General features: G+C 65.6%; 19 protein-coding genes. 11 read left to right on the top strand and 8 right to left on the bottom strand.

All coding sequences use genetic code 11. The annotated features are described in order from the left end of the window. Positions 1 to 192: 192 nt before the first annotated feature. The 3 genes from HBA99_RS22025 to HBA99_RS22015 are packed head-to-tail and all read left to right on the top strand — an operon-like array spanning position 193 to position 4444. Complete coding sequence (locus tag HBA99_RS22025) at positions 193 to 1470, top strand: S1C family serine protease (RefSeq protein WP_070952424.1); 1278 nt, start codon at positions 193 to 195, stop codon at positions 1468 to 1470. Between the two features lie 56 nt (positions 1471 to 1526). Beyond that, positions 1527 to 4139 carry a LuxR C-terminal-related transcriptional regulator gene (locus HBA99_RS22020; RefSeq protein ID WP_081347672.1) on the top strand — a complete coding sequence of 871 codons (2613 nt, stop codon included), beginning with the start codon at positions 1527 to 1529 and terminating at the stop codon, positions 4137 to 4139. Positions 4140 to 4171: 32 nt separating this feature from the next. Beyond that, positions 4172 to 4444: a DUF2218 domain-containing protein gene (locus tag HBA99_RS22015; RefSeq protein WP_070951959.1), complete on the top strand. Its 273-nt coding sequence runs from the start codon at positions 4172 to 4174 to the stop codon at positions 4442 to 4444. An 18-nt stretch (positions 4445 to 4462) separates the two neighbouring features. Here HBA99_RS22015 and HBA99_RS22010 read toward each other — a convergent pair whose 3' ends face one another. Together HBA99_RS22010 and HBA99_RS22005 are read right to left on the bottom strand one after the other, a co-directional pair. Further along, positions 4463 to 4915 carry a nucleotide triphosphate diphosphatase NUDT15 gene (locus HBA99_RS22010; protein WP_070932522.1) on the bottom strand — a complete coding sequence of 151 codons (453 nt, stop codon included), beginning with the start codon at positions 4913 to 4915 and terminating at the stop codon, positions 4463 to 4465. Positions 4916 to 5045: 130 nt separating this feature from the next. Then, on the bottom strand, positions 5046 to 7553 hold the full coding sequence (locus HBA99_RS22005; protein WP_070951960.1) for an arylsulfatase: 2508 nt from the start codon (positions 7551 to 7553) through the stop codon (positions 5046 to 5048). A 349-nt stretch (positions 7554 to 7902) separates the two neighbouring features. Here HBA99_RS22005 and HBA99_RS22000 point away from each other — a divergent pair, with 349 nt between their 5' ends. Continuing rightward, positions 7903 to 8115: a CsbD family protein gene (locus tag HBA99_RS22000; RefSeq protein ID WP_064409788.1), complete on the top strand. Its 213-nt coding sequence runs from the start codon at positions 7903 to 7905 to the stop codon at positions 8113 to 8115. A 25-nt stretch (positions 8116 to 8140) separates the two neighbouring features. Here the strand turns inward: HBA99_RS22000 and HBA99_RS21995 are convergent, their stop codons facing one another. Then, positions 8141 to 8944 carry a transglutaminase-like domain-containing protein gene (locus tag HBA99_RS21995; RefSeq protein ID WP_057968924.1) on the bottom strand — a complete coding sequence of 268 codons (804 nt, stop codon included), beginning with the start codon at positions 8942 to 8944 and terminating at the stop codon, positions 8141 to 8143. A gap of 129 nt (positions 8945 to 9073) precedes the next feature. Next, positions 9074 to 9907 (bottom strand): formylglycine-generating enzyme family protein, encoded by an 834-nt coding sequence (locus tag HBA99_RS21990; protein ID WP_081347104.1) that lies wholly within the window; start codon positions 9905 to 9907, stop codon positions 9074 to 9076. Between the two features lie 116 nt (positions 9908 to 10023). Here HBA99_RS21990 and HBA99_RS25045 point away from each other — a divergent pair, with 116 nt between their 5' ends. Next, complete coding sequence (locus HBA99_RS25045) at positions 10024 to 10698, top strand: WhiB family transcriptional regulator (protein ID WP_338095146.1); 675 nt, start codon at positions 10024 to 10026, stop codon at positions 10696 to 10698. Positions 10699 to 10814: 116 nt separating this feature from the next. Next, positions 10815 to 11228, top strand: a complete 414-nt coding sequence (locus HBA99_RS21980) for an MmpS family transport accessory protein (protein ID WP_030097200.1) — start codon at positions 10815 to 10817, stop codon at positions 11226 to 11228. Here the strand turns inward: HBA99_RS21980 and HBA99_RS21975 are convergent. Then, positions 11218 to 12117: an alpha/beta fold hydrolase gene (locus HBA99_RS21975; RefSeq protein WP_070932525.1), complete on the bottom strand. Its 900-nt coding sequence runs from the start codon at positions 12115 to 12117 to the stop codon at positions 11218 to 11220. The two genes, HBA99_RS21980 and HBA99_RS21975, sit on opposite strands and share 11 nt — an antisense overlap. Positions 12118 to 12140: 23 nt before the next feature. On the opposite strand from HBA99_RS21975, the gene HBA99_RS21970 reads away from it, so the two are divergent. The 5 genes from HBA99_RS21970 to HBA99_RS21950 all read left to right on the top strand — a co-directional run bounded on the left by HBA99_RS21970 (position 12141) and on the right by HBA99_RS21950 (position 17482). Further along, positions 12141 to 12848, top strand: coding sequence for a L,D-transpeptidase family protein (locus HBA99_RS21970; RefSeq protein WP_078284845.1), 708 nt, complete (start codon positions 12141 to 12143; stop codon positions 12846 to 12848). Between the two features lie 43 nt (positions 12849 to 12891). Beyond that, complete coding sequence (locus HBA99_RS21965) at positions 12892 to 13572, top strand: L,D-transpeptidase family protein (RefSeq protein ID WP_109491645.1); 681 nt, start codon at positions 12892 to 12894, stop codon at positions 13570 to 13572. A 52-nt stretch (positions 13573 to 13624) separates the two neighbouring features. After that, positions 13625 to 14194, top strand: coding sequence for a dCTP deaminase (gene dcd, locus HBA99_RS21960; protein ID WP_030097194.1), 570 nt, complete (start codon positions 13625 to 13627; stop codon positions 14192 to 14194). 116 nt (positions 14195 to 14310) lie between these two features. Continuing rightward, complete coding sequence (locus HBA99_RS21955; protein ID WP_070951961.1) at positions 14311 to 16044, top strand: DUF7159 family protein; 1734 nt, start codon at positions 14311 to 14313, stop codon at positions 16042 to 16044. A gap of 97 nt (positions 16045 to 16141) precedes the next feature. After that, a complete protein-coding gene (locus HBA99_RS21950; protein ID WP_057968929.1) occupies positions 16142 to 17482 on the top strand; it encodes a UDP-glucose dehydrogenase family protein in 1341 nt (446 codons plus the stop codon). Positions 17483 to 17558: 76 nt separating this feature from the next. Here HBA99_RS21950 and HBA99_RS21945 read toward each other — a convergent pair whose 3' ends face one another. The 3 genes from HBA99_RS21945 to iniR all read right to left on the bottom strand — a co-directional run bounded on the left by HBA99_RS21945 (position 17559) and on the right by iniR (position 24576). Then, positions 17559 to 18869 carry a pyridoxal phosphate-dependent aminotransferase gene (locus HBA99_RS21945; RefSeq protein WP_044105377.1) on the bottom strand — a complete coding sequence of 437 codons (1311 nt, stop codon included), beginning with the start codon at positions 18867 to 18869 and terminating at the stop codon, positions 17559 to 17561. Positions 18870 to 18876: 7 nt separating this feature from the next. Next, positions 18877 to 22017, bottom strand: a complete 3141-nt coding sequence (locus tag HBA99_RS21940) for a (Fe-S)-binding protein (protein ID WP_070951962.1) — start codon at positions 22015 to 22017, stop codon at positions 18877 to 18879. A 162-nt stretch (positions 22018 to 22179) separates the two neighbouring features. Next, positions 22180 to 24576, bottom strand: coding sequence for an isoniazid response ATPase/transcriptional regulator IniR (gene iniR, locus HBA99_RS21935; RefSeq protein ID WP_070932536.1), 2397 nt, complete (start codon positions 24574 to 24576; stop codon positions 22180 to 22182). Positions 24577 to 24626 lie beyond the last annotated feature (50 nt).

Here is a 24626-nt window from a genome sequence, read left to right as displayed (position 1 = left end):
GACATATCGATGAACTACCAGCCTGGGCATCCGCCGTACGGAAACGAATTCCCGTTGGGCCAGCACGGCTATCGCCAGGTGCACGGTCCGGCCACCGACACCCGGACACGCTACGCGTATGGCGAGACATTCCCGGACCGCGCCGAACTGGCTCCGAACCCGCTGCGCCGGAAACGTCTTCGTGCCGTCGGCTTGACCGCTGGTGCCGTCGTGGTGGCCATTGCCGCCAGCGCCACCACGGCCGTCGTCGTGGTGAACCAGTCCGGACATCCCGCCCCCGTAGCGCAGGTATCGAGCCCGGGACTCACCGGAAAGCCTTCCCTGCCAACAGGTTCAATACTCGGACAGCCTGGTGCTGCGGCCCCGGCCGGCTCGGTCGAACAGGTGTCGGCCAAGGTGCTGCCGAGCGTCGTGCAACTGAAGATCCAGAGCGGGCAGGAGGGCGAGTCGGGCTCCGGCATCGTGCTGAGCCCTGACGGGCTGATCCTGACCAACAATCACGTCGTCGCCGCAGCCATGTCGGGCAGCGACGATCTGGCGCCCTCGGCCCCGTCGCGGCGCGGGCCGCTCACCAACCTTCCGCCCGGCATCCTTCCCGGCGAACAGCTGCCCGGTGACTATCAAGACGGTCGTGACGGGCAGGTGCCCAACGGCAACGACCGGCGCAGCACCCGTCCGTCCGCCCACACCGGCGACGGCGTCAAGGCGACCGTGACCCTGGCCGACGGCCGAACGGTGCCATTCACCGTCGTCGGCGCCGACCCCGACGATGACCTGGCCGTGGTTCGGGCCCAGGGTGTCTCCGACCTCACCCCGATCTCCATCGGTTCGTCGAAAGACCTGAAGGTTGGCCAGAACGTCGTCGCCATCGGCTCACCTTTGGGCCTGCAGGGGACCGTGACAACCGGCATCATCAGCGCGCTCGGTCGCCCGGTCAGCACCGGTGATGACCAGAGCGGACAGCATTCGGTGATGAGTGCTATCCAAACCGATGCGGCCATCAACCCCGGCAACTCCGGCGGTGCACTCGTCGACATGAACGGTGACCTCATCGGTGTGAACTCGGCAATCGCGTCACTGTCCAGCGGGCAGGACTCGCAGGGCGGCGGACAAGCCGGATCGATCGGCCTGGGCTTCGCCATCCCCGTGGATCAAGCCAAGCGCATCGCGGACGAGCTGGTCTCCACCGGCACCGTGCGGCATGCCTCGCTGGGCGTTCAGCTCGGCTCTGGTGACGACATGCCCGGTGCGGTCGTGGCGGGCGTGGTCAGTGGCAGCGCGGCGGCGACGGCCGGCCTGCCCAAGGGCGCCGTGATCACTAAGGTCGACAACCAGGTCATCGACGGCCCCGAGGCGCTGGTGGCCGCGGTGCGGTCCAAGGCACCCGGCGACGCGGTCACGCTCACCTACGCGGACCAGTCGGGAACATCGCGCACGGTCCAGGTCACCCTCGGGGAATCGGCAACGTGACAGCGCCGAACCCGGGTGGCTAACCCGGGTTCAGCAGTTCCGGAGACAATGAACGGATGGCTGGCTGCGACGACCTGACTGCAGGCGGGGCACCCGCCGGCTCGACGGCATGGAGTCCGGCCCCATGGTTCTTGGCCACGCCACCGTCATCGAGTCCTGGAATGATCGCCCGCACGGACGTGCACCGAATTCTTGACCTGCACGTTCAGCAGTCTCGGGCGGTCGTGGTGCTGGCCCCATCCGGATTCGGCAAGACGGTCGCGGTGGGGCAATGGGCCGCCGCGCAGCGGCAGCACCAGCCGGGCTCGGTTGGGTGGCTGACGGTGACGGAGCAGGCGGCAGACTTCCCGGAGCTGATCCGCGGCATCATGACGGCGCTGCGGCACGCGGCGGGTGACGGTGACGACGCCCAGGTCCGGCGGGCACTGGCTACCGCCTTCGAGTTGCCGTCCCTGGGACTGGTCTTCACCGCCCTATCGACGATCCAGATTCCGGGCCCGGTCACGGTCGTGCTCGACGATTTCCAAAAGGCCATCGGAGTCACACAGTCCACGGAGTTCGTCGAGTTCATCGAGCACGGCCCGCCCTGGCTGCGACTGGTCTTGATCACCACGGAGGCGCCTGAGGCATTGCTCACCAGGCTGCGGGTGCATGGTCAGGTGGCGGTGGTTGCGGCGGGCGAATTGGCTTTCACTGCCGAGGATGTACTGTCGGCCGCCGGCCAAGTACACCAGCAGGACCTTGCCGCCGGGGATGCCGAACGCATTGTGCAGAGCACCGGGGGCTGGCCCGCGGCCGTGCGGCTGGCGCTCTTGGACGTCGAGATACCCAGTGCCCTAGATGATCTCGATGTCAGTGAATACATCCGTGCCGCCGTTCTCGCGCGGCTGCGCCCCGAGCTTGCCGAATTCGTGCTGGCTGCCACGGTATGCACGCGGGTGGATGAACGCCTGGCCGGCGTGCTTTCCGGGCGAGCCGATGCTGCCGGACTGCTCGCCGAATGCGCGACCTCCGGCCTGTTCATCGAACGATTCGGATCTGGCGAAGATGCTATCTACCAATGGCATTCGATGTTCGCGCACGGATGTGGCGAGGTGCTCAGGCAGTCGGACCCGGCGCGATGGAGTGCCTTGAACTTGCTGGCCGCACGCGAACTGCGTGACCGCTACCCGTTGGATGCCGGCGAACATGCCGTTCGCGGGGCGGACGGGCCGCTGGCCGCAGAGATAATCACCGATCACTGGCTCGAACTACTGCTGGAAGCCCGATCCGTGGCACTGGAGAGTGCCTGCATCGCGGTGGCCGACGCATTCGGCGAGACCGCCGACATTGCGATGGTGCGTTCCTGCTGCCGGGAGGTCGCCGGTGATCGCCTTGGCGCACAGCTGCATTTCGAACGCGCCCAGGACCTGGCGCATGGCCACGTCGAGTCTCGGCGCGTAGGCCTTGTCGCGAATCTGAGCCGCATCCTGATCTCCGACGACCACAGCACCATGGCGGGCGCCGTCGACGCGGTGTCCGAGGCTCTCACCGATCGGACACTGGTGCCCGACCGCGTGTATGCCTGCACACTGTTCCTGGTGGGCTGGGCCGAAACCCGGTTGCGGCGCGACGTCGGTCACTCGATGCGACTGCTGGAGTCGGCGGCACAGGAGTGCCGTGCGCTGGGTCTGGCGGCGGTCGCGGACAGGGCCACGGAGAGCCTGGCCTTCGCGTATGTCCATGCCGGACAGTTCGGCCGGGCCCAACTGTCGCTGAGTATGGCGGAGGTTCCCTGGCTCTCTCACGAAGGTGGCGGGATATCCTGCTTCACAACGGGATTCATGCAGCTGTGGCAGGGCGAGCTGGCCGGCGCGCTGGAAGATTTCACCGTGGTGGATGCTGCGGTAGGGGAAGGCTATCCGGACATCGGGCGCATGATGCTGGTGTTCAGTGCCGCAGCACTGCGGAACCAGGGATGCGATTTGTCCCTCCCGCAGCTGGAGGCGGTGGCCATGCGCATCGGCGAGGAAGACAACAGGGCCGTCCCGATAGGCAGTTTCCGTACCGCCGCGCTCGCCAGGATCGCCGAAATGCGGGGGCACAACCACGAGGCGTTGCAGCTGGCGGCGAGGCTCGTCGATGTGACGCCACTGCCGACCGCCTCTGCGATGGTCGCGGGCATATGCCGACGGCTTGGGGACGCCGATCTGGCGCAGGCCCTGGCCGACAATGCGCGTGGCGAGTCAGTGGCTCCCTACACGCGTGCCTACGCGGCTCTGGTGGGCGCGTTACTGGCGTGGGATCGCAGCGACAACGACAGGGCCCACCAGCTGCTGGAGGAGTCGCTTGCGCTGGCGGCCTCCGAATCCGTGCGTTACCCGTTCCTGGACAACGCCGATCAGGCGTGCCGTGAGCTGTTGGGGGCACATAGCTCGCGGACCGCGTATCCGGACTTTCTTGCCGAGTGTCTGTTGGCCTGCGAGACGGGCACATCGGAGAACCCCGCCGCGGCACTCACCTCACGGGAGCGAGAAGTGTTGGCATACCTGCGGACTCCGATGACCGCGGCGGAGATCGCCGCGAAGCTCTCGGTGTCCGTCAACACCCTCAAGACACATCAGCGATCCATCTACCAGAAACTGCAGGTATCTAACCGCCGCGAGGCTATCGGCATCGCGCCGCACTGACGCCGTGGTGCAGAACCTGGAAGAATCGTGGAATGGCCACTGTGCATGGCGTGATCGTCACCGACCGTCCCGAGCGATACGCGAAACAACTCGCTCAGCATTGGGCAGCCAAGAGCACGGTGACCGAACTTGAGGACGGTGCGATCCAGATCGAGATGACTCTCGATGCGGTCACGGTGCTGCGTCCGCGGCCCGGGGAACTACATGTTGAGGCCAGCTCCGCGGAATTCGGTGATGTGGTCAAACGTCATCTCGAGCGGTTCGGCACCCGCGACGAGCTCGTGCTGACCTGGGTGAGCGACTAGGTACATACCGTCGCGTTTCTATATGCGTTCCTGGACCAACAGCTTGCGTAGACGCGCGTAGGTGGGAGAGGCCAGCAGATCAGTCCATACGCCGAATAGTGGCGTGGGTAGGCCTTCTTCCAGTGCGCACCAACGCTGTTCAACGAATTTGTCAGGTTCCCTACAGATCGGTTCGCCGGATTCCCAACGCGAGACAACCCACACCGTCAGAGAACACAAACCTTCAGGATGGACAGTTGTCGTGGCGCCGACGGCGTGCGCATCGGTGGCTCGCATGCCGGTTTCCTCCCAGACCTCGCGCATCGCCGCCGATTCCGGACTCTCACCCCGCTCGATCCAGCCGCCAGGCACCGACCAGGTGTCTGCGCCGTGGGCGCCACGGCGCCGCCCCATCAGAAACCGGCCGTCCTTCACCACGAAGCAGCCCACACCGGGGTGCGGCCGGTCGCATATCTCGGGGTTACGAGTCATGTTTCCCCCTCTCGGTACTGATATCGGTTTTCGCACACCCGATTATCGGCGGATGGAGCCACCGGGCCCGGACCGACCAGCTTCCCGATGGTCAGCCCGGGCCCGGCGGCATTTCACCCCGCGTGCGAGCTCAGTCCCGCGCCCACGCTGCCTGCGCTTCCTTCTCCAGGTCGATGAAGGTTTCCTCGCTGACGTCGATCGCGACACCCTTGATGGTGCCCCCGGTGAACGTCCCGGGGTGGGCGTACAGCTGCGAGACGTTGTCCCCGCTGTCGAATCCGACACACAGGCCGTCGCCCGCCAGGGTGAACTTGCCGATCTGGGCCCGCATCGGGCCGTTGGCAACTGGCTTACCGTCGATGAACAGCGTTGTCGTCCCGAGAGATTCGCCGTACTTGCCCTTGTCCTTGCGCACGAATTCCATGCCGAGGGTGCGTTTCCCGGCAGACACCGGCGGTGAGACGAACACCTGCTCCGGCTTGAGCCCCAGGAAGTTGTAGACGTAGTGGAGCTTCCCGTCCTTCATGAAAAGGGCATGCCCGCCGAATCGCGAACCGTGCGCGAAGATCACACCCTGTGAATCCTTCGTGGTTTCCACGTCGGCGATGATCTTGTACGACCTGCCGCGGATGCTGACCGCGACGCCCTCGGGCACGGGTGCGGTGTCGGGGTAGTAGATGTAGCGGTTGCGTTTGGGCTCGGTCGAGGGCCGTTCGATGGTGAGCAGTTCGGTGGCCGACCGGTCATCGAGGGGCAGCACGAAGTTCTTGTCCGCTTCGTCGAACCACGCCGCGATCAGCCCCTTGAGCTTGTCGGGGTACTTATCGGCCAGATTCGTTGACTCGGAGCGGTCTTCGTCGACGTGGTACAGCTCCCACTTGTCCTGGTCGAAATGGCCCTTGCCGCTGATCGGTGCGTGCAGCGCCGCGGCCTTCCAACCGTCCTCCCAGATTCCACGGGTGCCCAGCATGGCGTAGTACTGCCGCTTCTTGGTCGTGGGAGCATCGGCCTTTTCGAAGCTGTACCGCATCGAGACACCGTTCACCGGATACTGCGTGACACCTCGGTACGTCTCCGGCATCTGCAGGCCAGTCACGTCGAGAATGGTCGGCACGATATCGGTGACGTGGTGGTACTGGTGGCGTACCTGGCCCTTGTCCTTGATGCCCTTGGGCCAGTGGATCACCAGTGGATCGCACGTTCCGCCCGAGAACTGCGAGTAGCGCTTGAACATCTGGAACGGCGTGGAGAAGGCCACTGCCCACCCGGTGGGGTAGTGGTTGTAGGTGTCAGGGCTACCCAGCTTGTCCAGGTACTGCATGTTCTCGGACAGCTCATCGGGATAGCCGTTGAAGAATTTGTTCTCGTTCACCGAGCCGTTGGGGGAGCCCTCGCCGGAGGCGCCGTTGTCCGCGCAATAGAACACGATGGTGTTGTCCAGCTGGCTCGTCTGTTCCAGATAGTCGACGATCCGGCCGACCTGGGCATCGGTGTACTCGGAGAACCCGGCGTACACCTCGGCCATCCGGGAGAAGAGGCGCTTCTCGTCGGGATTCAGGGTATTCCACGGCCGCACAGAGTCCGCTTCGTTGGCGACCTCCGCGGGCATCGGGTTCAGCGGCGTGAGCTTGGTGTCCTTCGGGATGACACCCTTCTCGATCATGCGGGCCAGCACCCATTCGCGGTAGGCCTCGTAGCCGTCGTCGAACTTGCCCTTGTACTTCTCGGTGTACTCGGCGGGGCTGTGATGGGGAGCGTGGTTGGCGCCGGGGCAGAACCACAGATACCAGGGCTTGGACGGGTTGGTCGCCCGCTGATCCCGCAGCATCCGAAGGGCTTGGTCGGCAAGGTCTTTGGACAGGTGATAGCCCTCTTCAGGGGTGTACGGCGGCTCGATGAACCGGTTGTCCTCGACCAGATCGGGGTACCAGTTGTTGGTCTCGCCGCCCAGGAAGCCGTAGTAGCGGTCGAAGCCCTTCTGCAGGGGCCACTCGGATCGGCTACCGCCACCGGCGATGTCTTCTTCGGGCACATTGTGGTTCTTGCCCACCCAGAACGTGCTGTACCCGTTGTCCTGCAGCACCTGCCCGATGGTGGCGCACTCGGCGGGCAGCCGGCCCGCAGCACCGGGAAATCCGTTGGAGGCCTCGGTGATCGACGCCGAACGGTTGACGTGATGATTGCGGCCGGTCAACAGACAGGACCGCGTCGGCGAACACAGCGCGGTGGTGTGCCATTGCGAGTACCGCAGCCCGTTATCGGCGAGGCGCTGCATGACGGGCATATTGATACGTCCGCCGAATGGCGACCAGGCCGCCAGCCCGGTGTCGTCGTACAACACCACCAGGATGTTGGGTGCACCTTCCGGCGCCCGTTTCAATTCGTACGGAGTCCAGTCGGGTGTCGAATCGCGCACGTCGAGGGCAATCTTGCCGTGGAAGTCCTCATTGGTGGGCCCCGTTCCCGGGGTACCCGCACCTGTCGCGTGATCGGTGCCCTCAAACCCCTTGATCGCGGCGGTGGCCGCGGCGGCACCGACACCAGCGGCCGCGATACCGCCCAGAATCGAACGCCGCGAGAGGCCTCCGCGTTTGTTGTTCTCGGTGGATTCGGCGCTGTCCCCGTTATTGGGTTCCATGGTTAGTCCTCTCGAGGCGAAGAATCTGGGTGTGCAGTGGCGTCACCGCGGCGCTATTCATCAACGTGATTCATTGTGTCTCGCCAAGATCCGGAAACGGAGGGTGATCGCGAAGATGGGCGTGAATATATGAATAGACATGCTTGCATCGACGCTAATGACAGGGGCGAGGGTGAGCATCACCCTTTTCGGGTGATTCTTCGGGGCAGTGCCGTGAAAGGAACTCATCACAGCGGGCCGAATCGGTGGGTACTGTCGATGACGGCGTTGACGATAACTGCCGGAAATCGATGTGATGAACCTTCGGCTCGCGCCTGTCTCGGGTGGAATACAGAAAGGTTTGAAACACATGGGAATTGCTGACGACGCAAAGAACACGGCGGAGGATCTCAAGGGCCGCGCCAAGGAAGCCGTTGGAGCTGCCACGGGCGACGAGGATCTGAAGGCCGAAGGCCAGCTAGATCAGGGGATCGCCTCGGTCAAGCAGAAGCTGACCGATGCCGCGGACAAGCTCAAGGAAGGCGTGGACGCGGTCAAGGACAAATTGACCGGGAACTCCTAGCCGCCGTCAGCTCATCTCCCCGTGGTCATCGCAGGGAGATGAGCTGATCGACATGATCCTGAGGTAACTCACCGTCGACCACGGCGGAGACGAAGGTTCCGTTCAGGACGATCTGCCCGCCGTGGTTGTCGAGGAACGCCGTGTCGGCGGCATCGCGCCCGGTGGTGATGCGCACCATCGTTTGTCGCGGCGCCAGGCAGGTGGCGTCCACCACGCGCCAGCGATTGTCGACGACTGCCTCGGCCACGGCGTGAAAATCCATCGGGTCACAGCCAGGCGCGTACACCGCGACCAGCCGGGCGGGCACCTTGACGGCGCGAAGCAACGCCACCACCAGGTGCGCGTAGTCGCGGCAGACGCCAGCGGCCGCCAGCAGGGTATCGACGGCGCCGTCGATGGGATCGCTGGATCCCGGTGAATACGTCAACCGCGAGCCGACCCAGGATGAGACTTTCTCCAGCAGAACCGCAGGTTCGGTGTATTCACCGAATTCGGTTGCCGCGAAGCCGTAGAACTTGTCGGCTTCGGCGTAGCGGCTCGGGCGTAAGTACGTCGACAAATCCGCGGCCTCGACCGGAACTTCGTCCGCCTGTCCGAGAATGGTTGCCTCGTAAGTGACTTGGAGGTTGCCCTCCCCGACGTAGAGCCGATGGATACGGTTGCCGTGCTCACCAGCGACCTCCTGGGCCTCGATCGGTTGTCCATTCAGCTCCAGCGACATGGTTTCCGTCACCTGGGCGCCGGGAAGCGGCGACACAGCGATCTGGAACTCCAAGGTTGACGGCGCCAAGATGTCTACGTCGAGTTGGGCTCGAACATCACGTTTCATACAGTTCCTCCGACGAGTCAATACCACCACGTGCGTTGCCGTAGCGCGGGATCAGTCTGACATCGGAACCATGTACGCGCTTGCCGTCCCCATCGCGGGCGCGCCGGTGGGCATGGCACCGGGTGGGAATCATGACCGGCTCTGCACGCAGCGAAACCCGATGTGGGTGGTCGCGCTGTCCTGCGACTGAGGCGAGCGCGCCGCCGGCCGATAGCGATGGCAGTACTCGGGCGCGCAGAGATGCGAGCCGCCCTTGAGGGCCTGTATCACCGAGGGGTCAGGATTTTCGGAAGGACTGCAGCACGAGGTGGGCGCCTCCGCCCCCGGTTCGAAGCGCGTGGACGTCCATTCCCAGACATTGCCGATCATGTCCAGAAGGCCAAAGTCATTGGGCGGGAAGGTGCCGACGGGGGAAGTACCGTGCCAGCCCAGTGCCCCATCGCTACGGTACGGGAATCTGCCCTGCCAGGTATTGGCCATCAGTTGTCCCCCAGGTGACACCTCGTCGCCCCAGGCATAAATCGTCGCGCTGCCACCGCGCGCGGCGTACTCCCACTCGGCCTCGGTGGGCAGCCGCCTGCCCGCCCAGCGGGCGTAAGCCGCCGCATCGGTGTAAGCGACCTGCACAACGGGATGATTTGGGGCGCCGTCGATATCGCTGCCCGGCCCGAATGGCCGCCGCCAGCAGGCGCCGGGAACCCAGTCCCACCACTGTTGCCAGTCGTGCAGGTTCACGGGTCCGCCGGTGGCCCGGAACACCATCGCGGCGGGGACCAAATCGTCGGGTGAGGCGCCCGGGTACAGCGCCGGGTCGGGCGCCTTCTCGGCCACCGTGACGTAACCGGTCTCGGCGACGAAATCGGCGAACTGAGCATTGGTGACCGGGTGGCGCTCGATGGCGAAAGCATCGACCGACGCGGTGCGCTCCGGCCGTTCCTCGGGGTAAAAGGTGTTGCAGCCCATGAAAAATGGCCCACCCGGCAATTCCACCAACTCAGTCAGCGGCCTATTGACTCGATCCACCGGCGAGTCCTCCTTCTCCAGACGTCGCAGATGGCCGACCCTACCCACTGGGGCCTATGTCACTTCCCGCGCCCGGCGTTATCGCATGCGCCGGAAGATCACCCGAAAAGGATGATGGCACCGAGCCGGTCGCTTCCTATTGTCGCAAGGGTGAAGGTCGGAGATGTCCGACCGCGCTGGGCCCTGCTCAGAGATCGGGCCTCAACCAGCTGGTGGTCCGGACGCGCACCGCTGACTGCCCGGCGTATCGAGAACGAAAGCTGGTTATGCGATCACCACCGCCAGATATCCACGACGTGCACTGGCAGATGTACGGCCGATGTCGGCACGCCTCCGTGGACCCCGAGCTGTTCTTCCCATGCGATCGCGAGCTCAGATCCGTGCGCCGTATGCGCGAACAACAGGCCAAAAGCATCTGCCGTCGATGCCCCGTTGCGGCGGTCTGTCTCACCTACGCGTTGCAGACACGCCAGCCCTACGGGATTTGGGGTGGAGCCACGGAAATCGAACGCCGGCGTGAACAGCGCCCCAAGCCCGCACCCGTGATGACCCCCGAACGCGCGCAGCTCGCGGCGGGATACCAAGCCGGCGCCAGTATCCGCGACCTGGCTACGGCCTCCGGAGCCCCGTACTCGGCGGTCAGGAGAATCCTTCTTGCCGCCGGGGTCACTCTGCGCCCCTGTTGCGGGGCCGGTCCCCAAGCCGCCCCGCCTCATGGTTCGGACGCTTGACGGTTTGCTGACGTAGTCGGGCGGAAACCCCTGGATCGCGGCCTCAGCTGACGCCCAGAAAATCCCTGTAGCCTGCCTAACGATCTGTAAACCTAACTGACATCTCGAGGTGTTCCATGACCGTCCGTCAACTACTTGCCGCGTCTGCCGTGGCCTCAGCCTGCGCGCTTAGCTTCCCGGCGGCGGCACACGCGGATGACAAGACGGTGACCTACGAAGTCACGTCGTCCAGCGCGACCACGGCGAATGTGCAGTACTGGGACGGCACCGAGATGCAGCCCGCCGACGGCGTCACCCTGCCCTGGAAGGTCGATGCGCCCGTCGGCGATCTGTCTCGTGGCGCCAAGACGCCCAACCATGCGGAGATCAAGGCCGATTGGCGGTCCACCGCGACCCCAGACGCGGCGGTGACAGTGCGTATCTACCTGAACGACAAGGTGGTGTGTCAGAGCACCACCGGCACCGGAGAGGCCGACTGTAACTACGCGACCTTCTCCTCGTACCTGGATACGGCCCCGCCTAAGGCGTGACCCGATCGATGTGTGCGAGAAAGTGCGTGAGCACCGCCTCGGGCGCCTCGATCTGTGGCCAATGGCCGATGTTGTCGTCGAGCAGCACCACATCCGGGTCGTGAATGACCTCGAGGTAGCGCTCGGCCATGTGCAACCCGGAGTTCGGGTCGATCGGTCCGTCGATCATCCGCATCGGCACGGCGGTTTCGCGCATGGCCCGCACCCATCGACTCCGGTTGTCATAGCGATCGTTGATGAATCGGCCCACCTGATGGGTGACCCGCGCGCCGTCGTTGTACTCCAACACCTGCTGAAACAAGGAGAGCAGTCGTGGTGACGGTTTGGTGTCCGGGCCGAACATCTCGCTGACGGCGGCATCCAGGATACGGCGCGACAGCGGGGTGCCCTGGAACCGGCTCACCAAGTCGCCCAACGGTGTTCGAGACATCAAGGTCTGGGCGATACGGGGCCGGTAGGCCTCGATGAAGAGCCCTCCGTTGAGCCAGGTGACCGAGTCGATGGGCACTCGGCCGCGCGACTGCTCGTCGAACTCGAAGCGCGCCAACAACTCCTGGCCGACCGAGTTCCCCAGATCATGGGTGAGCAGGTGCATCCGCTCGATGCCCAGATAGGACAGCAGCGCCTCGTGCATATCGGCGTGATCGAGAACTGAATATCCGTACTGAACGGGTTTGTCGGAGAAGCCCATCCCGATCATGTCCGGCGCGATGACCGTGAACCGCTGCACCAGCGTGGGCCACATCAGTGCCCAATCCCACGAGTTGAAGGGATACCCGTGCACGAGTAACAGGGGAGGCCCACTGCCCTCAACGCGGTAGAAGATGTCGAAACCCAGGTAATCGAAGTAATGCCCGGCGGCTTTCCATTCTTCAAGCTCGGCGTCCATGGCCGAACTATACCGATCGGTCCGTGGCGCAACCGTGTCCCAACCTTGAAGGATTCGAGAACAACATCAGCGAGGATGGTCTCGTGTTCCGTCTTGTGACGCTGCTGTGTGCGGCGATACTCGCCCTCGCCACCTCGACATCTGCTGCCGCGGAACCTTTCGTGCCCTGGTTCGCCCAGTCCGTCGGCAACGCGACCCAGGTGGTCGCGGTGAACGGCGCCGGCGGCTCGAAAGCCAAGATCGATGTATTCCAGCGCAGCGGCAACGAATGGAAGGCCGTATCCACCGGGATTCCCGCTCACGTGGGCTCGGCCGGATTCATCGACAAGGCACGCGAGGGAGCCTCGGCCACCCCCAACGGCGTCTACTCACTGGACTGGGCTTTTGGCACCGCACCGCCGCCCCCGAGCGGGCTGCGTTACCTCCAGATCGGACCCAACGACTGGTGGGACGGTGATAGCAACAGCCCCACGTACAACACGCATCAGCAGTGCGCCAAGGCCGAGTGCCCGTTCAACACCGCGCAGAGCGAGAACCTCCCGATCCCGCAGTACAAACACGCCATCGTCATGGGGGTGAACAAGGACCGGGTTCCCGGCGGTGGTTCGGCCTTCTTCGTGCACAGCACCGACGGCGGACCGACCGCGGGCTGTGTCTCCCTCGACGACGGGATGCTCGTGCAGTTGATCGGCTGGCTGCGGCCCGGTGCGGTCATTGCCATTAAGGGTTAGTTACTAACAGGCGGTTTTCAGGTTTGACCCGCACCATGGATGAGTGCGCCCGATCCGCCTGCTGCCGCTGAGCGTTGTGCTGCTGGCCGGCGCGTGCGGCACCGCTCCCGAGGCGCATCCGGTCGCCGTTGTTCCGGCGGCCGCGGCGCAGGCGACACCGCCGCCGTGGTTTGCCGAATCTGTCGGTACCGCAACACAAGTGGTATCGGTCCAGGGGACTGGTGGTGCCAAAGCCGTCATCGGCATCTGGCAGCGCTCGGGCAATGCCTGGGAACCGATCGAACAGAACGTGCCCTCCGATGTCGGTGCGACCGGATTCACGGACACCGCCAGCGACGACAATCCAGCGACCCCCACCGGCGTCTTCAGTTTGGACTACGCCTTTGGCACCGAACCGTCGGTGGCGCACGGCCTGAACTATCTGCAGGTGGATGCCGACGACTGGTGGGACGGCGATCCCGCCAGTCCGGGGTACAACTCTCACCAACGGTGCGCGCAATCCGCTTGCCCGTTCGACACCTCACTGAGTGAAGAGCTGGACGGATACCCCCGCGCGATCGTCATGGGCGTCAACAAATCACGCACACCCGGCGGTGGGTCGGCATTCTTCGTGCACGCCTCCGACGGTGGGCCCTCGGCCGGATGCGTGACGCTCGACGATGCCGCGCTGGTACGACTCATCGGCTGGCTGCGGCCGGGAGCTGTCATCGCCATCACGGGGTAGCCGCATCCGCCCGAGCCCCTGCGTACCGGCAGCTCCTCGGTAGGCTCGTCGCGTGCTGCTGTCCGATCGCGATATTCGCGCCGAGCTCGACGCCGGGCGTCTTGGCATCGAGCCCCTTGATCCAGCCCTCATCCAGCCGTCGAGCATCGATGTTCGGCTCGACAGCCTGTTCCGGGTGTTCAACAACACCCGTTACACGCATATCGACCCCAAACAACGCCAAGACGAGCTGACCAGCCTCGTAGAGCCGGACGAGGGTGAGCCGTTTGTGCTGCATCCTGGCGAGTTCGTGCTCGGGTCCACGCTGGAGGTCTGCTCGCTGCCCGACGACCTCGCCGGACGGTTGGAAGGAAAGTCCTCGTTGGGGCGCCTGGGCCTGTTGACCCACTCCACCGCCGGATTCATCGACCCCGGCTTTTCCGGGCACATCACCCTGGAACTTTCGAACGTCGCGAACCTGCCCATCACGTTGTGGCCGGGCATGAAGATCGGGCAGCTGTGTCTGCTGCGCCTGACATCGCCGGCCGAGCACCCGTACGGAAGTGCCGGGGTAGGGTCGAAGTACCAGGGGCAGCGCGGTCCGACCCCGTCGCGCTCCTACCAGAACTTCATCAACCCCTAGCTGGGGTAACGGGGAAACGCGCCGCACCGATACACAATCGGCAACAACTCGAACTTTTTGACGGCCTTGGCGCGTTTGTTCGGGTGACCGTCTCGATATGTAGCGGAGGATCTGACGTGGACGTCGTACTTGGTGTCTCGATGACACCGACGACTGCCCGGTTGGTGTTGGTCGAGGGCGCGGGTGCCGACGGCAGGATCGTCGACACCGACACCATCATCGTCTCCGACGGCGAAGGCACCGCCTCCGAACAGGTTCTTTCCGCGATCGTCGGGACCCGCGACGGCATGCTCGACGGCGGTCATCACCTGGTGTCCACCGGTGTGGTGTGGAGCGATCACGCCGAAGCCGCCGCGCTACGCGATTCCCTGGCCAGCCGCGGGATCGACGGCGTCGAATTCTTCTCTGCCCTGCACGCCGGAGGCGCGCTAGCCAAGGCTGCCAGCAATGTCACCGGGTACGACAAGTCGGCGCTGCTGGTGATCGAGCCGGAGAACGCGACGCTGGCAGTGGTCGACTCCGCCGACGGATCGATCGTTGGCCTGGCCAGCGAGCCGCTCATCACTGGCGTCACCCCCGGGGTATTGGCGAACCTGGTGAACCCGCTCAAGGGCCACGACAACGCACCTGACGGGGTATTCCTGCTGGGCCTGGGCACCGATGTCTCCGACCTCACCGACCCTCTCGGCGAGGCGATCGCCCTGCCGGTGAACTCTCCGGACCAGCCCGAGCTGGCACTGGCCCGCGGCGCCGCGCTGGCCTCGGCGCAGGAACCGGATTTCGAGGCCAGCACCGCGCTGCTGGGACAGGCCTACTCACTCGAGGGACCCACGGGCACGGGCTTCGCGCACCCCGACGCCGTCACCGAAAGTGCCGGCGAGTTCGGGGACGCCAAGACCGAGCTGAGCGAATACGAGGACACCGATGACCAGCCCGCCGAACGCAAGCCATTCTTGCTGGTGGGGGCGCCGCTGCTGCTGGTCTTTGGCATCTGCTCGATAGCGCTGGCCGTGTCGCTGACCGTGACGGTGCGTTCCACGGTGGACCAGGGCCCGACCTCACCGGACCGCGCGGTGGTGCAGAACCCCGTCCAGAACCCGCTGCCGCCTGAGGCGCCCAAACAAGCCCCGCCGCCCGTGGCCGAGGCACCGGCACCTGTGGCCCCCGCGCCGGTGCAGCAAGTGGTTGCACCGCAGCGCAACCCCGCACCGGCGGCGGCCAAGCCCGCCGCTCCTGCACCCGTACAGCCTGCACCTGTACAGCCCGCACCCCAGGCGCCGGCGCCCGCGCCGGAGGCGCCCCCTCCACCTGCCGCACCAGCACCCGAGGAACCCGCGCCGGTAGCACCCCCACCGGCCATCGTGCCGGTGCCGATTCCGCTCTTCCCGCCTGTGTGGGAACAGCCGAGGCGCCAGGAGAATCCGTGGTGGGCACCCCCACGTAACCGGCCGACCTACACGCCGCCGGAGTACACCCCGACGTGGACACCGCCCGCTCAGACGCAGCAGCCGCCCATCATCTCGATTCCGGGCCTGCCTCCCATTGGCGGTGGAAACTCCGACGGCGGATCCCGTGGCGGCTCGCGCGGTGGCTCGGACGGCGGATCCGGTCGCGGTGATTGGGGCGACAGCGGCTCGCGCGGCGGGTCCGATAACTCACGCCGCGGTTCCGATAATGGGTCCTCACGCGGCGGCTGGGGGGATCAAGGCGGGTCTCGTGGTGGATGGGGCGACAGCGGCAGTTCTCGTGGTGGGTGGGGTGACAGCGGCGGCTCCCGCGGAGGTGGATCAGGCAGCGGATCCGGCGGCGGCTCCAACTCGGGTTTTCCCTGGCAGTTTGGCGGCCATTAATCCGTAATTCACAGTGCTTTTCGCCGTACATCCGGCGTTAGGACACCGATGGTGCGGCGTATCCAGGTTGCTAACCCTGGAGGCCTATATAGGCAGTATGAGATGCACCGTTTTCGGAACCGGATACCTCGGCGCCACCCATGCGGCCTGCATGGCCGAGCTTGGCCACGAGGTGCTCGGCATTGACATCGACCCAGGTAAGGTCGCCAAACTCTCTGGCGGCGACATTCCGTTCTACGAACCCGGCCTTCGAAAGATCTTGCAGAGCAACATCGCATCGGGTCGGCTGCGTTTCACCACGAGCTATGCCGAGGCCGCGGAATTCGCCGATGTGCATTTTCTGGGCGTCGGTACGCCGCAGAAGAAGGGTGAATACGGCGCGGACCTGAGCCACGTCCACTCGGTGATCGACACCCTGGTGCCACTACTGACCCAGTCGGCGGTCATCATCGGCAAGTCGACCGTTCCCGTGGGCACCGCACGCGAACTTGGCCAGCGGGCAGCTGGATTCGCGGCCGAAGGCGTCGATGTCGAGGTGGCCTGGAACCCCGAGTTCCTGCGCGAAGGCTATGCCGTCAAGGACACCCTGCACCCGGACCGCATCGTGCTGGGTGTGCAGCAGAGTTCTGACCGCGCCGAGAAGCTGGTCCGCGAACTGTACGGGCCGATCCTCGACGAGGAGGTTCCCTTCCTAGTCACCGATCTGGAAACCGCCGAACTGGTGAAGGTTTCGGCCAACGCCTTCCTGGCCACCAAGATCTCGTTCATCAACGCCATCTCCGAGGTGTGCGAGGCGGTGGGTGCCGACGTCACCACCCTGGCCGACGCGCTGGGGTACGACCCGCGTATCGGGCGGCGATTCCTCAACGCGGGCTTGGGTTTCGGTGGCGGATGCCTACCCAAGGACATCCGGGCCTTCATGGCTCGCGCGGGCGAGCTGGGGGCCAGCCACGCCCTGACCTTCCTGCGTGAGGTCGACAGCATCAACATGCGCCGACGCACCCGGATGGTGGAGCTCGCCACCAAGGCCTGCGGCGGATCGCTGCTCGGTGCCAATATCGCGGTGCTGGGTGCGGCCTTCAAACCCGAATCCGATGACGTCCGCGACTCGCCCGCACTGAATGTCGCGGGGCTACTGCAGCTCAATGGCGCTGCGGTCAACGTGTATGACCCCAAGGCCCTGGAGAATTCGCGCCGCCTGTTCCCGACGCTGAACTACGCCACCTCGGTGGTGGAGGCCGCCGACCGTGCCGACGCCGTGCTGCTGCTCACCGAATGGCAGGAGTTCGTCGACTTCGACCCGGACGAGCTGGCCAAGGTTGTGCGCACCAAAGTCATTGTGGACGGTCGCAATTGCCTGGACGCCGCCAAATGGGTCAACGCCGGATGGCGGGTGTTCTGCCTGGGCAAGCGCGTGGAAGAGCTAACCCACGCCTGACCGGCGCCGACACGCCGTGTTGCGGCGATTCCGTCTCGCATATGTTCGCCACAAACGGTGTCGAGGACGAGTGCGCCTACTGGCGGTAGCTCACCAGGAAGTTACCGAGCCGCTCGATAGCGACCGCAAGATCGCGGGCCCACGGCAGCGTGACGATCCGAAGATGATCGGGCTCAGGCCAATTGAAGCCCGTGCCCTGCGTGAGCAGGATCTTCTCGTTGAGAAGCAGATCCAGAACCAGCTGGTCGTCATCGTGGATCTCGTGCACCTCGGGGTCCAGCCGCGGGAAGGCGTACAGCGCGCCCTTCGGCTTCACGCAGGAGACGCCGGGAATCTCATTGAGCTTGGTCCACGCCACATCGCGCTGCTCCAGGAGCCGACCGCCCGGAAGCACGAGGTCGTCGATGCTTTGATGCCCACCGAGGGCAACCTGAATCGCATGCTGCGCAGGAACATTCGGGCACAGACGCATGTTGGCCAGCAGATTGACGCCCTCCAGCAGGCTGGCAGCGTGATCCTTGGGGCCGGTGATGGCCAGCCATGCCGATCGGTAGCCCGCCACCCGGTAGGCCTTGGACAGGCCATTGAAGGTGAAACACAACAGGTCCGGGGCCAGTGATGCGACGCTGATGTGCTCGGCATCGTCGTAGAGGATCTTGTCGTAGATCTCGTCGGCCAGCAGCAGCAGCTGATGCTTGCGTGCCAGTTCCACCATCTTGGTGAGGATTTCGCGCGTATATACCGCGCCGGTGGGGTTGTTCGGATTGATGATGACCAGGGCCTTGGTGCGCTCGGTGATCTTGGATTCCAGATCCTCGATGTCTGGCATCCAGCCGTTGGTCTCGTCGCACAGGTAATGCACCGCGGTGCCGCCGGCCAGCGAGGTCGCGGCGGTCCACAGCGGATAGTCGGGCGCGGGGATGAGCACCTGATCGCCGTTGTCGAGCAGCGCCTGGGTGGTCATGGTGATGAGCTCGGATACCCCGTTGCCCAGGTAGACGTCGTCCACGTCCAGGTATGGGAATCCCTCGACCAGTTCGTAGCGAGTCACCACCGCGCGCCGCGCGGGCAGGATGCCCTTGGAGTCGGAGTACCCCTGCGCATAGGGCAGCGCCTGGATGATGTCGCGCATGATGACATCGGGCGCCTCGAAACCGAACGGTGCCGGGTTGCCGATATTGAGCTTGAGGATGCGGTGCCCCTCGGCCTCCAGCCGGGCGGCGTGGGCGTGTACCGGACCCCTGATTTCGTACAGGACGTCTTGCAGCTTGGTGGACTGAGCAAAGACCCGTTGATGCTGCCGCGGGGAAAGACCGGGCACGCGCGGGGGCACGTCAGTCGGCAAGTTATCGGTACTCACGGTCTCAATGGTGGCATTGCTGTCCAGCCAATATCTAATTTCGGCGGCCTGGACGGCGTGCTCCCGGGGCCATACCCAGGCCCTTCACCGGTGGTTCCGGAGCCGTGCGGGCCTCGGCGGGCTCTTCCACAGCCTCTTCCGCAGGCTCGGCTTCGGCCGGTGCGACAGGTTCCGGCGTGGCCGCGGGCTGCTCAGGTTCTGCTGCGGGAGTAGCCGCGGCAGGGGCCGCTTTCTTGGCGCCGGGACGCCGTGCACCGGCGGCAATGCCGAGACCCTTGACGGGAGGCTCTGGAGCTGCGGGAGCTGCCGGTGTTGCGGGCGCGGAAGGTGCCTCTGCCTCAGGCTCGGGCGTCGGTGCGGGCGCAGACGCTGCGGGGGCCGCCTTCTTCGCGCCGGGGCGCTTGGCCCCGGTCGCCATGCCCAAACCCTTGACGGGTGGCACGGGGGTGGCAGGTGCCGCCGGTGCTGCTGCCTCCGGCTCGGAGGCCACCGGAGCAGCCTCGGCAGCAGGGGCCGGGGTCGCCTTTTTGACGCCCGGACGTTTGGCGCCGGTTGCCATGCCCAGACCCTTGACCGGTGGTGCGGCTGCGGCGGGAGCTGCGGACGCTTCGGAGCTGGCTTCGGCGGCCGGGGCGGCGGCTTTCTTGGCTCCGGGGCGCTTGGCGCCACCCGCCATGCCCAGTCCCTTGACGGGTGCTGCGGGTGCAGCCGGCGTTTCGGTGGCGGCTTCGGCGGCGGGAGCCGCGGCTTTCTTGGCTCCGGGGCGCTTCGCACCGCCCGCCATACCGAGTCCCTTGACCGGTGGTGCGGCTGCGGCGGGTGCAGCCGGTGCTTCGGTAGCGGCTTCGGCGGCCTTCTTGGCTCCGGGGCGCTTGGCACCGCCCGCCATGCCCAGACCCGTGATGGGCTTGGCATCGGCCGCAGGCGCTGCCGCTGTGGCCGCCGCTGCCGGTGCTTCCTCTTCGGCGACAACAGGTTCGGGCTCCGCGGCCTGGGTGGCAGCCTTCTCGGCCGCCGCGGCAGCGGCAGTGCCCTTGGCGGGCAATGCCTTCCGGACGTCATCGGTACGGCCCACGGATTCGAGCAGCAACTGCGCGACGTCGACGACCTCTACGGCAGCGGAATCGTCGCGGGCGGTCACACCGTCGGTCAGCATCACGCGGCAGAACGGGCAGCCCGTCGCGATCTTGGATGCAGGTGTGGCAAGGGCCTCGTCGACGCGGTCGATATTGATGCGCTTACCCAGCTGCTCTTCCATCCACATGCGGGCGCCACCGGCGCCACAGCACATGGAACGCTCTCCGTGCCTTGGCATTTCGGTGAGTGCGGCACCCGAGGCGCCGATCAGCTCACGCGGCGCGGTGTACACCTTGTTGTGACGGCCCAGGTAGCACGGGTCGTGGTAGGTGACGTCTTGTGAAACCGGTGCGACGGGAACCAGCTTCTTATCGCGCACCAGGCGGTTCAGCAGCTGCGTATGGTGCACCACCTGGTAGTCGCCACCGACCTGTGGGTATTCGTTGCCGAGTGCGTTGAAGCAGTGCGCGCAGGTCACCACGATCTTGCGCTGCTTGTGCTCCACGCCCTCGAACACCGAATTGAGCAGCTCGATGTTCTGCATGGCCAGCTGCTGGAACAGGAATTCGTTACCGGCGCGGCGGGCGGAGTCACCCGTACAGGTCTCGTCGGCGCCCAGCACCAGGAACTTGGTTCCGGCGAGCGCGAGCAGCTCGGCGACGGCCTTGGTGGTCTTCTTCGCGCGGTCCTCGTAGGCACCCGCGCAACCCACCCAGAACAGGTATTCGAAGTCGGCGAAGCTGTCCACGTCCTGGCCGAACACCGGGACGTCGAAGTCGACCTCTTCGATCCAGTTGAGACGATCCTTGGAGTTCTGGCCCCAGGGGTTGCCCTTGTTCTCCAGGTTCTTGAACAGGCCCGCGAGCTCTCCGGGGAACTCCGATTCGATGAGCACCTGGTAGCGGCGCATGTCGATGATGTGGTCGACGTGCTCGATGTCGACGGGGCACTGCTCGACGCAGGCACCACAGGTGGTGCAGCTCCACAGCACCTCGTGGTCGATGACGGCACCCTCGCCGCCGACCAGCTGACGCTCGCCCTCGGCGACCTCGGCCTCACTCAGCTTGGACTTGTCCTCACCGGCCAGCAGGTAGGGCGCCTTGGCGTAGGTGTGGTCGCGCAGCGAGGTGATCAGCAGCTTGGGGGACAGCGGCTTGCCGGTGTTCCAGGCGGGGCACTGGCTCTGGCAGCGGCCGCACTCGGTGCACGTCGTGATGTCCAGCAGGTCTTTCCAGCTGAAGTCCTCGACCTTGCCGGCGCCGAAGGCGTCGACGTCCGGATCGGCGCTCTCCATTTCCAGGACCTTGCCGCCGGACATCATCGGCTTGGCCGCGCCCAGCGCGACGCTGCCGTCGGCGTTGCGCTTGAAGTAGATGTTGAAGAAGGCTGCGAACCGGTGCCAGGCCACACCCCAGACGAGCTTGCGCCCGACCAGAAGCAGGAACATGCCGCCGGACACCATCTTGATGAAGGCGAAGATGGAGACCATCAACGGGCTCTCGGGCAGCAACTGCGCGACGTTCATGGTGAAGAAGTCCGATGACACGTGTCCGCCGCCGAAGGTGGCGATCTTGCCGGACTTCACCAGCACCATGCCCAGGCCTTCGACCAGCACGATCGATTCGATGGTGTACGCCGCGATGAAGCTGGAGCCGCCGAAGCGGGACAGCCGTTCGGGCTTGCGGGGGTGGTTGAGCTGCCGAATGACGATCAGTGTCACGATGCCGATGACCGTGCCGATACCGAGAATCTCGTCCCACAGGTGCCAGAGGAACGTGTCACCGATGATCGGCCAGTGAAACTCGGGATTGAAGGTCTGGCCGTAGGACTCGAAGTACAGCGGGAAGCCGCCCAGGAAGCCGACCATCACCAGCCAGTGCGCCCAGCCCACGGTGCGGAATTTGTTCATCCGGGTGTGTGCGACAACCTCGACGATGAGCGTCTTGATGCGCGGGACGATCGGGCGCCAGCGGGTGCCGTCCGGCTGTCCGGAGAGGATGACGCGGATCATCTTCACCACGCCGCCGAAGAATGAGCCCCAGGCAACCAGGCTGAAGGTAACGCCGATGATTCCGAGAATGATCGTCGCGGTACTCACGGTGGTGCTGACCTCCCGGTCCCGAGAAGTTACTCGTCAGTAACAAGTGTAATGTTACTCGCGGGTAACTTGTGTCAGATGCGAGGTCATCGTCGCATTGACAGGGTCGAAAGTCCTAGTCAGGCTTACCTAACCCGCCGTACAGGGTGAACTTTGTCGCATTTATGGGGTCAGGATCGACCGCAACATCGAGAACATGTCGGAGCGTGATTCGGCCCCGAGGCGCCGGCGAATACGGGCGACGTGATGCTCGACGGTCTTCGCCGAAATGAACAGCTGCGCACCGATATCGCGATAGGGAAGGCCGCGTAGCAGCAGCTCGGCGACCTCGCGCTCGCGATCCGATAGACGCGTGGATGTTGGCGAGTCGGCGGCCGAGGACGGCGCCGCGGCCGGGTCGGGACCGTCAGTATTGGCCGACGGCGTCCGCAGATCGCGGGCCAGCGCGAGCATCGCGGCGGCCACCTTCGGGTCGTTCGCGTGCAGCGCGGCCTGGCTGGCCAAGCGGGTTGCATCCCAGCCGAGGCCGGTATCGCCCAGCATCCGCGCGGCGCCATCGACCTCGGCGCCGTCCACCTGGTTGGCGAGCACCCGCAGCCACGTGCGCCCGGCCGTCGCCAGGGTGCGCGCATACGGGCTGACTCCCGCGGCCGTGGCGAGCGCCTGCCCGTGCGGGGCGAGATTCTCCGGAGAGTTGGTCAGGATCGCGGCATGCACGCCTGCCCATCGCAAGGGGGCAGACCAGGCGATGGGATCGCCGAGCTGCGCCAGAACCGCGAATGCGCGGTCGACATGATGAGTGACGGCATCAAAGGTGCGCAGCCGTGCCGCCGCCACCCAGAGCTCGCCAACCGGGAGCAATGTGTAGAGGTCGATCGAATACGCCGACAACACATCCATAGCGGCCTGCCAATGCTGGCGTAGCGGACCGGTGTCGCCGTGGCGCCGGGCGATGCCGGTCCGTAGCGATTCGGCGAACAGGCGATCGCGCCGGGAGAGCTCGGTGTCGGCCTCAGGCAGCCATTGCGCGGCGCCGGTCAGATCACCGGACAGCATGGCAATCCAGGCGGCGAGCAGACGATGCCGCGCCGCGAACACGTCGTGGGGCAGGTCGGTACGGATCGCACCGGCGAGAACGCCGCGGGCCCGCGCCGTCTCGCCGCTGTGCAGCATGGTCAACGCAGCCAGGGCGACGGTGCTGTCCGGGGTGAAGGAAGACGTCGACGGCTGCTGCGTGACGGCCTGACCGAGCAGGGACAGCGCCTCGTGGCCACGACCCTCAACCGACGCGATGACCCCCTGGGCGGCATTGCGCGTCGCGGTGGCCGATGTCGTAGGGGGCGCTCCCACGTTGTCTTCCAAGACTTTCCGTGCACTCGTCAACTGTCCGATACCCACGAAAACCGGCGCAGCGGACAGGGCCGTCAGGCCGTCCAGGCCGGTACCCAGCCAGTCGTACAACGCGACCGCCTGACCGGAGTCCCCGTTGTGGCACGCGATGGCCGCCGCGATACGCACGGCTGCCGCGCGATGTGCTGGATCGGTGGCGTTAAGCACCTCATCGGCCTGGGTGGCCGCCGCGGCCAGATCACCCGCGCGCGCCAGCGACTCGGCCAGCGGCACCCTGATCGGGCCCGGCTCGGCGCCCGCGGTCAGCGCGGCGCGGTACAGATCCGCCGCGGTGAGGGGGTCGGATTCGGTTGCGGCCCACTCGGCGAGCAGTCCGGCGATCTGCGTATCGCGCAATCCGTGGGCTACCAGGGCCAGAGCCAGGTCGGTGGACACCGAACCGATGTCGAGCTGCGTGCGCAACAACGATCGTTCGAGATCGAGGTGCCGCGCCGCACCCAGCAGTCGTGTGGCGCAACCGTGCACTCTGGCCGCGAAGGCGATCTGACCAGGTGAGGGCACCAGCCCGCTTCCCAGAGCCTCGTCGACCAGATCCTCGGCGTCGGAAAGTGCAAGTGCCGCAGCGATATCTGAGGCCCCGATGCCGGGGTCCAGGGACATCAGCAGCACGGCGGCCTGGGCCGACGGCGAGAGGCGGCGCAGTTGTTCGTCGATGCGGGAATCAATCGCACGCAGTGCGGATTCGAGTGAATCTGCGCCGTCCAGGCGATCGACGGCCGCCGCCACCAGAGCCAGCACCCCGCCGGTGGCGGTCGCGATCTCATCGGCGAAGGCTGCTGAGCGAGCCGAAAGCCTGGCTATATCACCCTTGTCGACGGGACCGAGCGCGATGGTGGGTGATTCGCGCTCCAGGGACTGAAACAGTGCACGTAGCGCAGGCTGGCGCCGGGGTATCGCGGCCACCACCACGATGGCCGTCGGATCGTTCTCCACGACGGCACGCAGGGTATCGAGCTGTGGGCCGCTGAGCGAGTCGGCGTCGTCGATGACGAACGGGCCCAAGCCTTTTCCGGTCGTTGTCTCCGGGACATGGTTGACCGGCGCGGAGCCCGTGTTGCTCAGGACGTCTCTAACCCGCGCCAGAATCGACGTCTTTCCGCTACCGGCGGCGCCGCTGATGAGCACCTTCGCCGCGCCGCCCGCGGACAGCGCCTGCGTGATAGTCGTTACCGCCGAGGCGATTCCATCGAATGTCCCGG

The organism is Mycobacteroides chelonae, assembly GCF_016767715.1.
In the GTDB taxonomy this organism is placed as follows: Bacteria; Actinomycetota; Actinomycetes; order Mycobacteriales; family Mycobacteriaceae; genus Mycobacterium; species Mycobacterium gwanakae.
Note: the sequence above shows the minus strand (reverse complement) of the source record. Positions and strands in the feature narration are given on the sequence as shown.

Excerpts from the sequence above, each read along its gene's own strand:
- HBA99_RS21990 (WP_081347104.1), bottom strand. The coding sequence starts at position 9,907 with ATGGGCTGCAACACCTTTTACCCCGAGGAACGGCCGGAGCGCACCGCG.
- HBA99_RS22005 (WP_070951960.1), bottom strand. The coding sequence starts at position 7,553 with ATGGAACCCAATAACGGGGACAGCGCCGAATCCACCGAGAACAACAAA.
- HBA99_RS22010 (WP_070932522.1), bottom strand. The coding sequence starts at position 4,915 with ATGACTCGTAACCCCGAGATATGCGACCGGCCGCACCCCGGTGTGGGC.
- HBA99_RS22000 (WP_064409788.1), top strand. The coding sequence starts at position 7,903 with ATGGGAATTGCTGACGACGCAAAGAACACGGCGGAGGATCTCAAGGGC.
- HBA99_RS21995 (WP_057968924.1), bottom strand. The coding sequence starts at position 8,944 with ATGAAACGTGATGTTCGAGCCCAACTCGACGTAGACATCTTGGCGCCG.
- HBA99_RS22020 (WP_081347672.1), top strand. The coding sequence starts at position 1,527 with ATGGCTGGCTGCGACGACCTGACTGCAGGCGGGGCACCCGCCGGCTCG.
- HBA99_RS21980 (WP_030097200.1), top strand. The coding sequence starts at position 10,815 with ATGACCGTCCGTCAACTACTTGCCGCGTCTGCCGTGGCCTCAGCCTGC.
- HBA99_RS21975 (WP_070932525.1), bottom strand. The coding sequence starts at position 12,117 with ATGGACGCCGAGCTTGAAGAATGGAAAGCCGCCGGGCATTACTTCGAT.
- HBA99_RS25045 (WP_338095146.1), top strand. The coding sequence starts at position 10,024 with ATGTCACTTCCCGCGCCCGGCGTTATCGCATGCGCCGGAAGATCACCC.
- HBA99_RS22015 (WP_070951959.1), top strand. The coding sequence starts at position 4,172 with ATGGCCACTGTGCATGGCGTGATCGTCACCGACCGTCCCGAGCGATAC.
- HBA99_RS21950 (WP_057968929.1), top strand. The coding sequence starts at position 16,142 with ATGAGATGCACCGTTTTCGGAACCGGATACCTCGGCGCCACCCATGCG.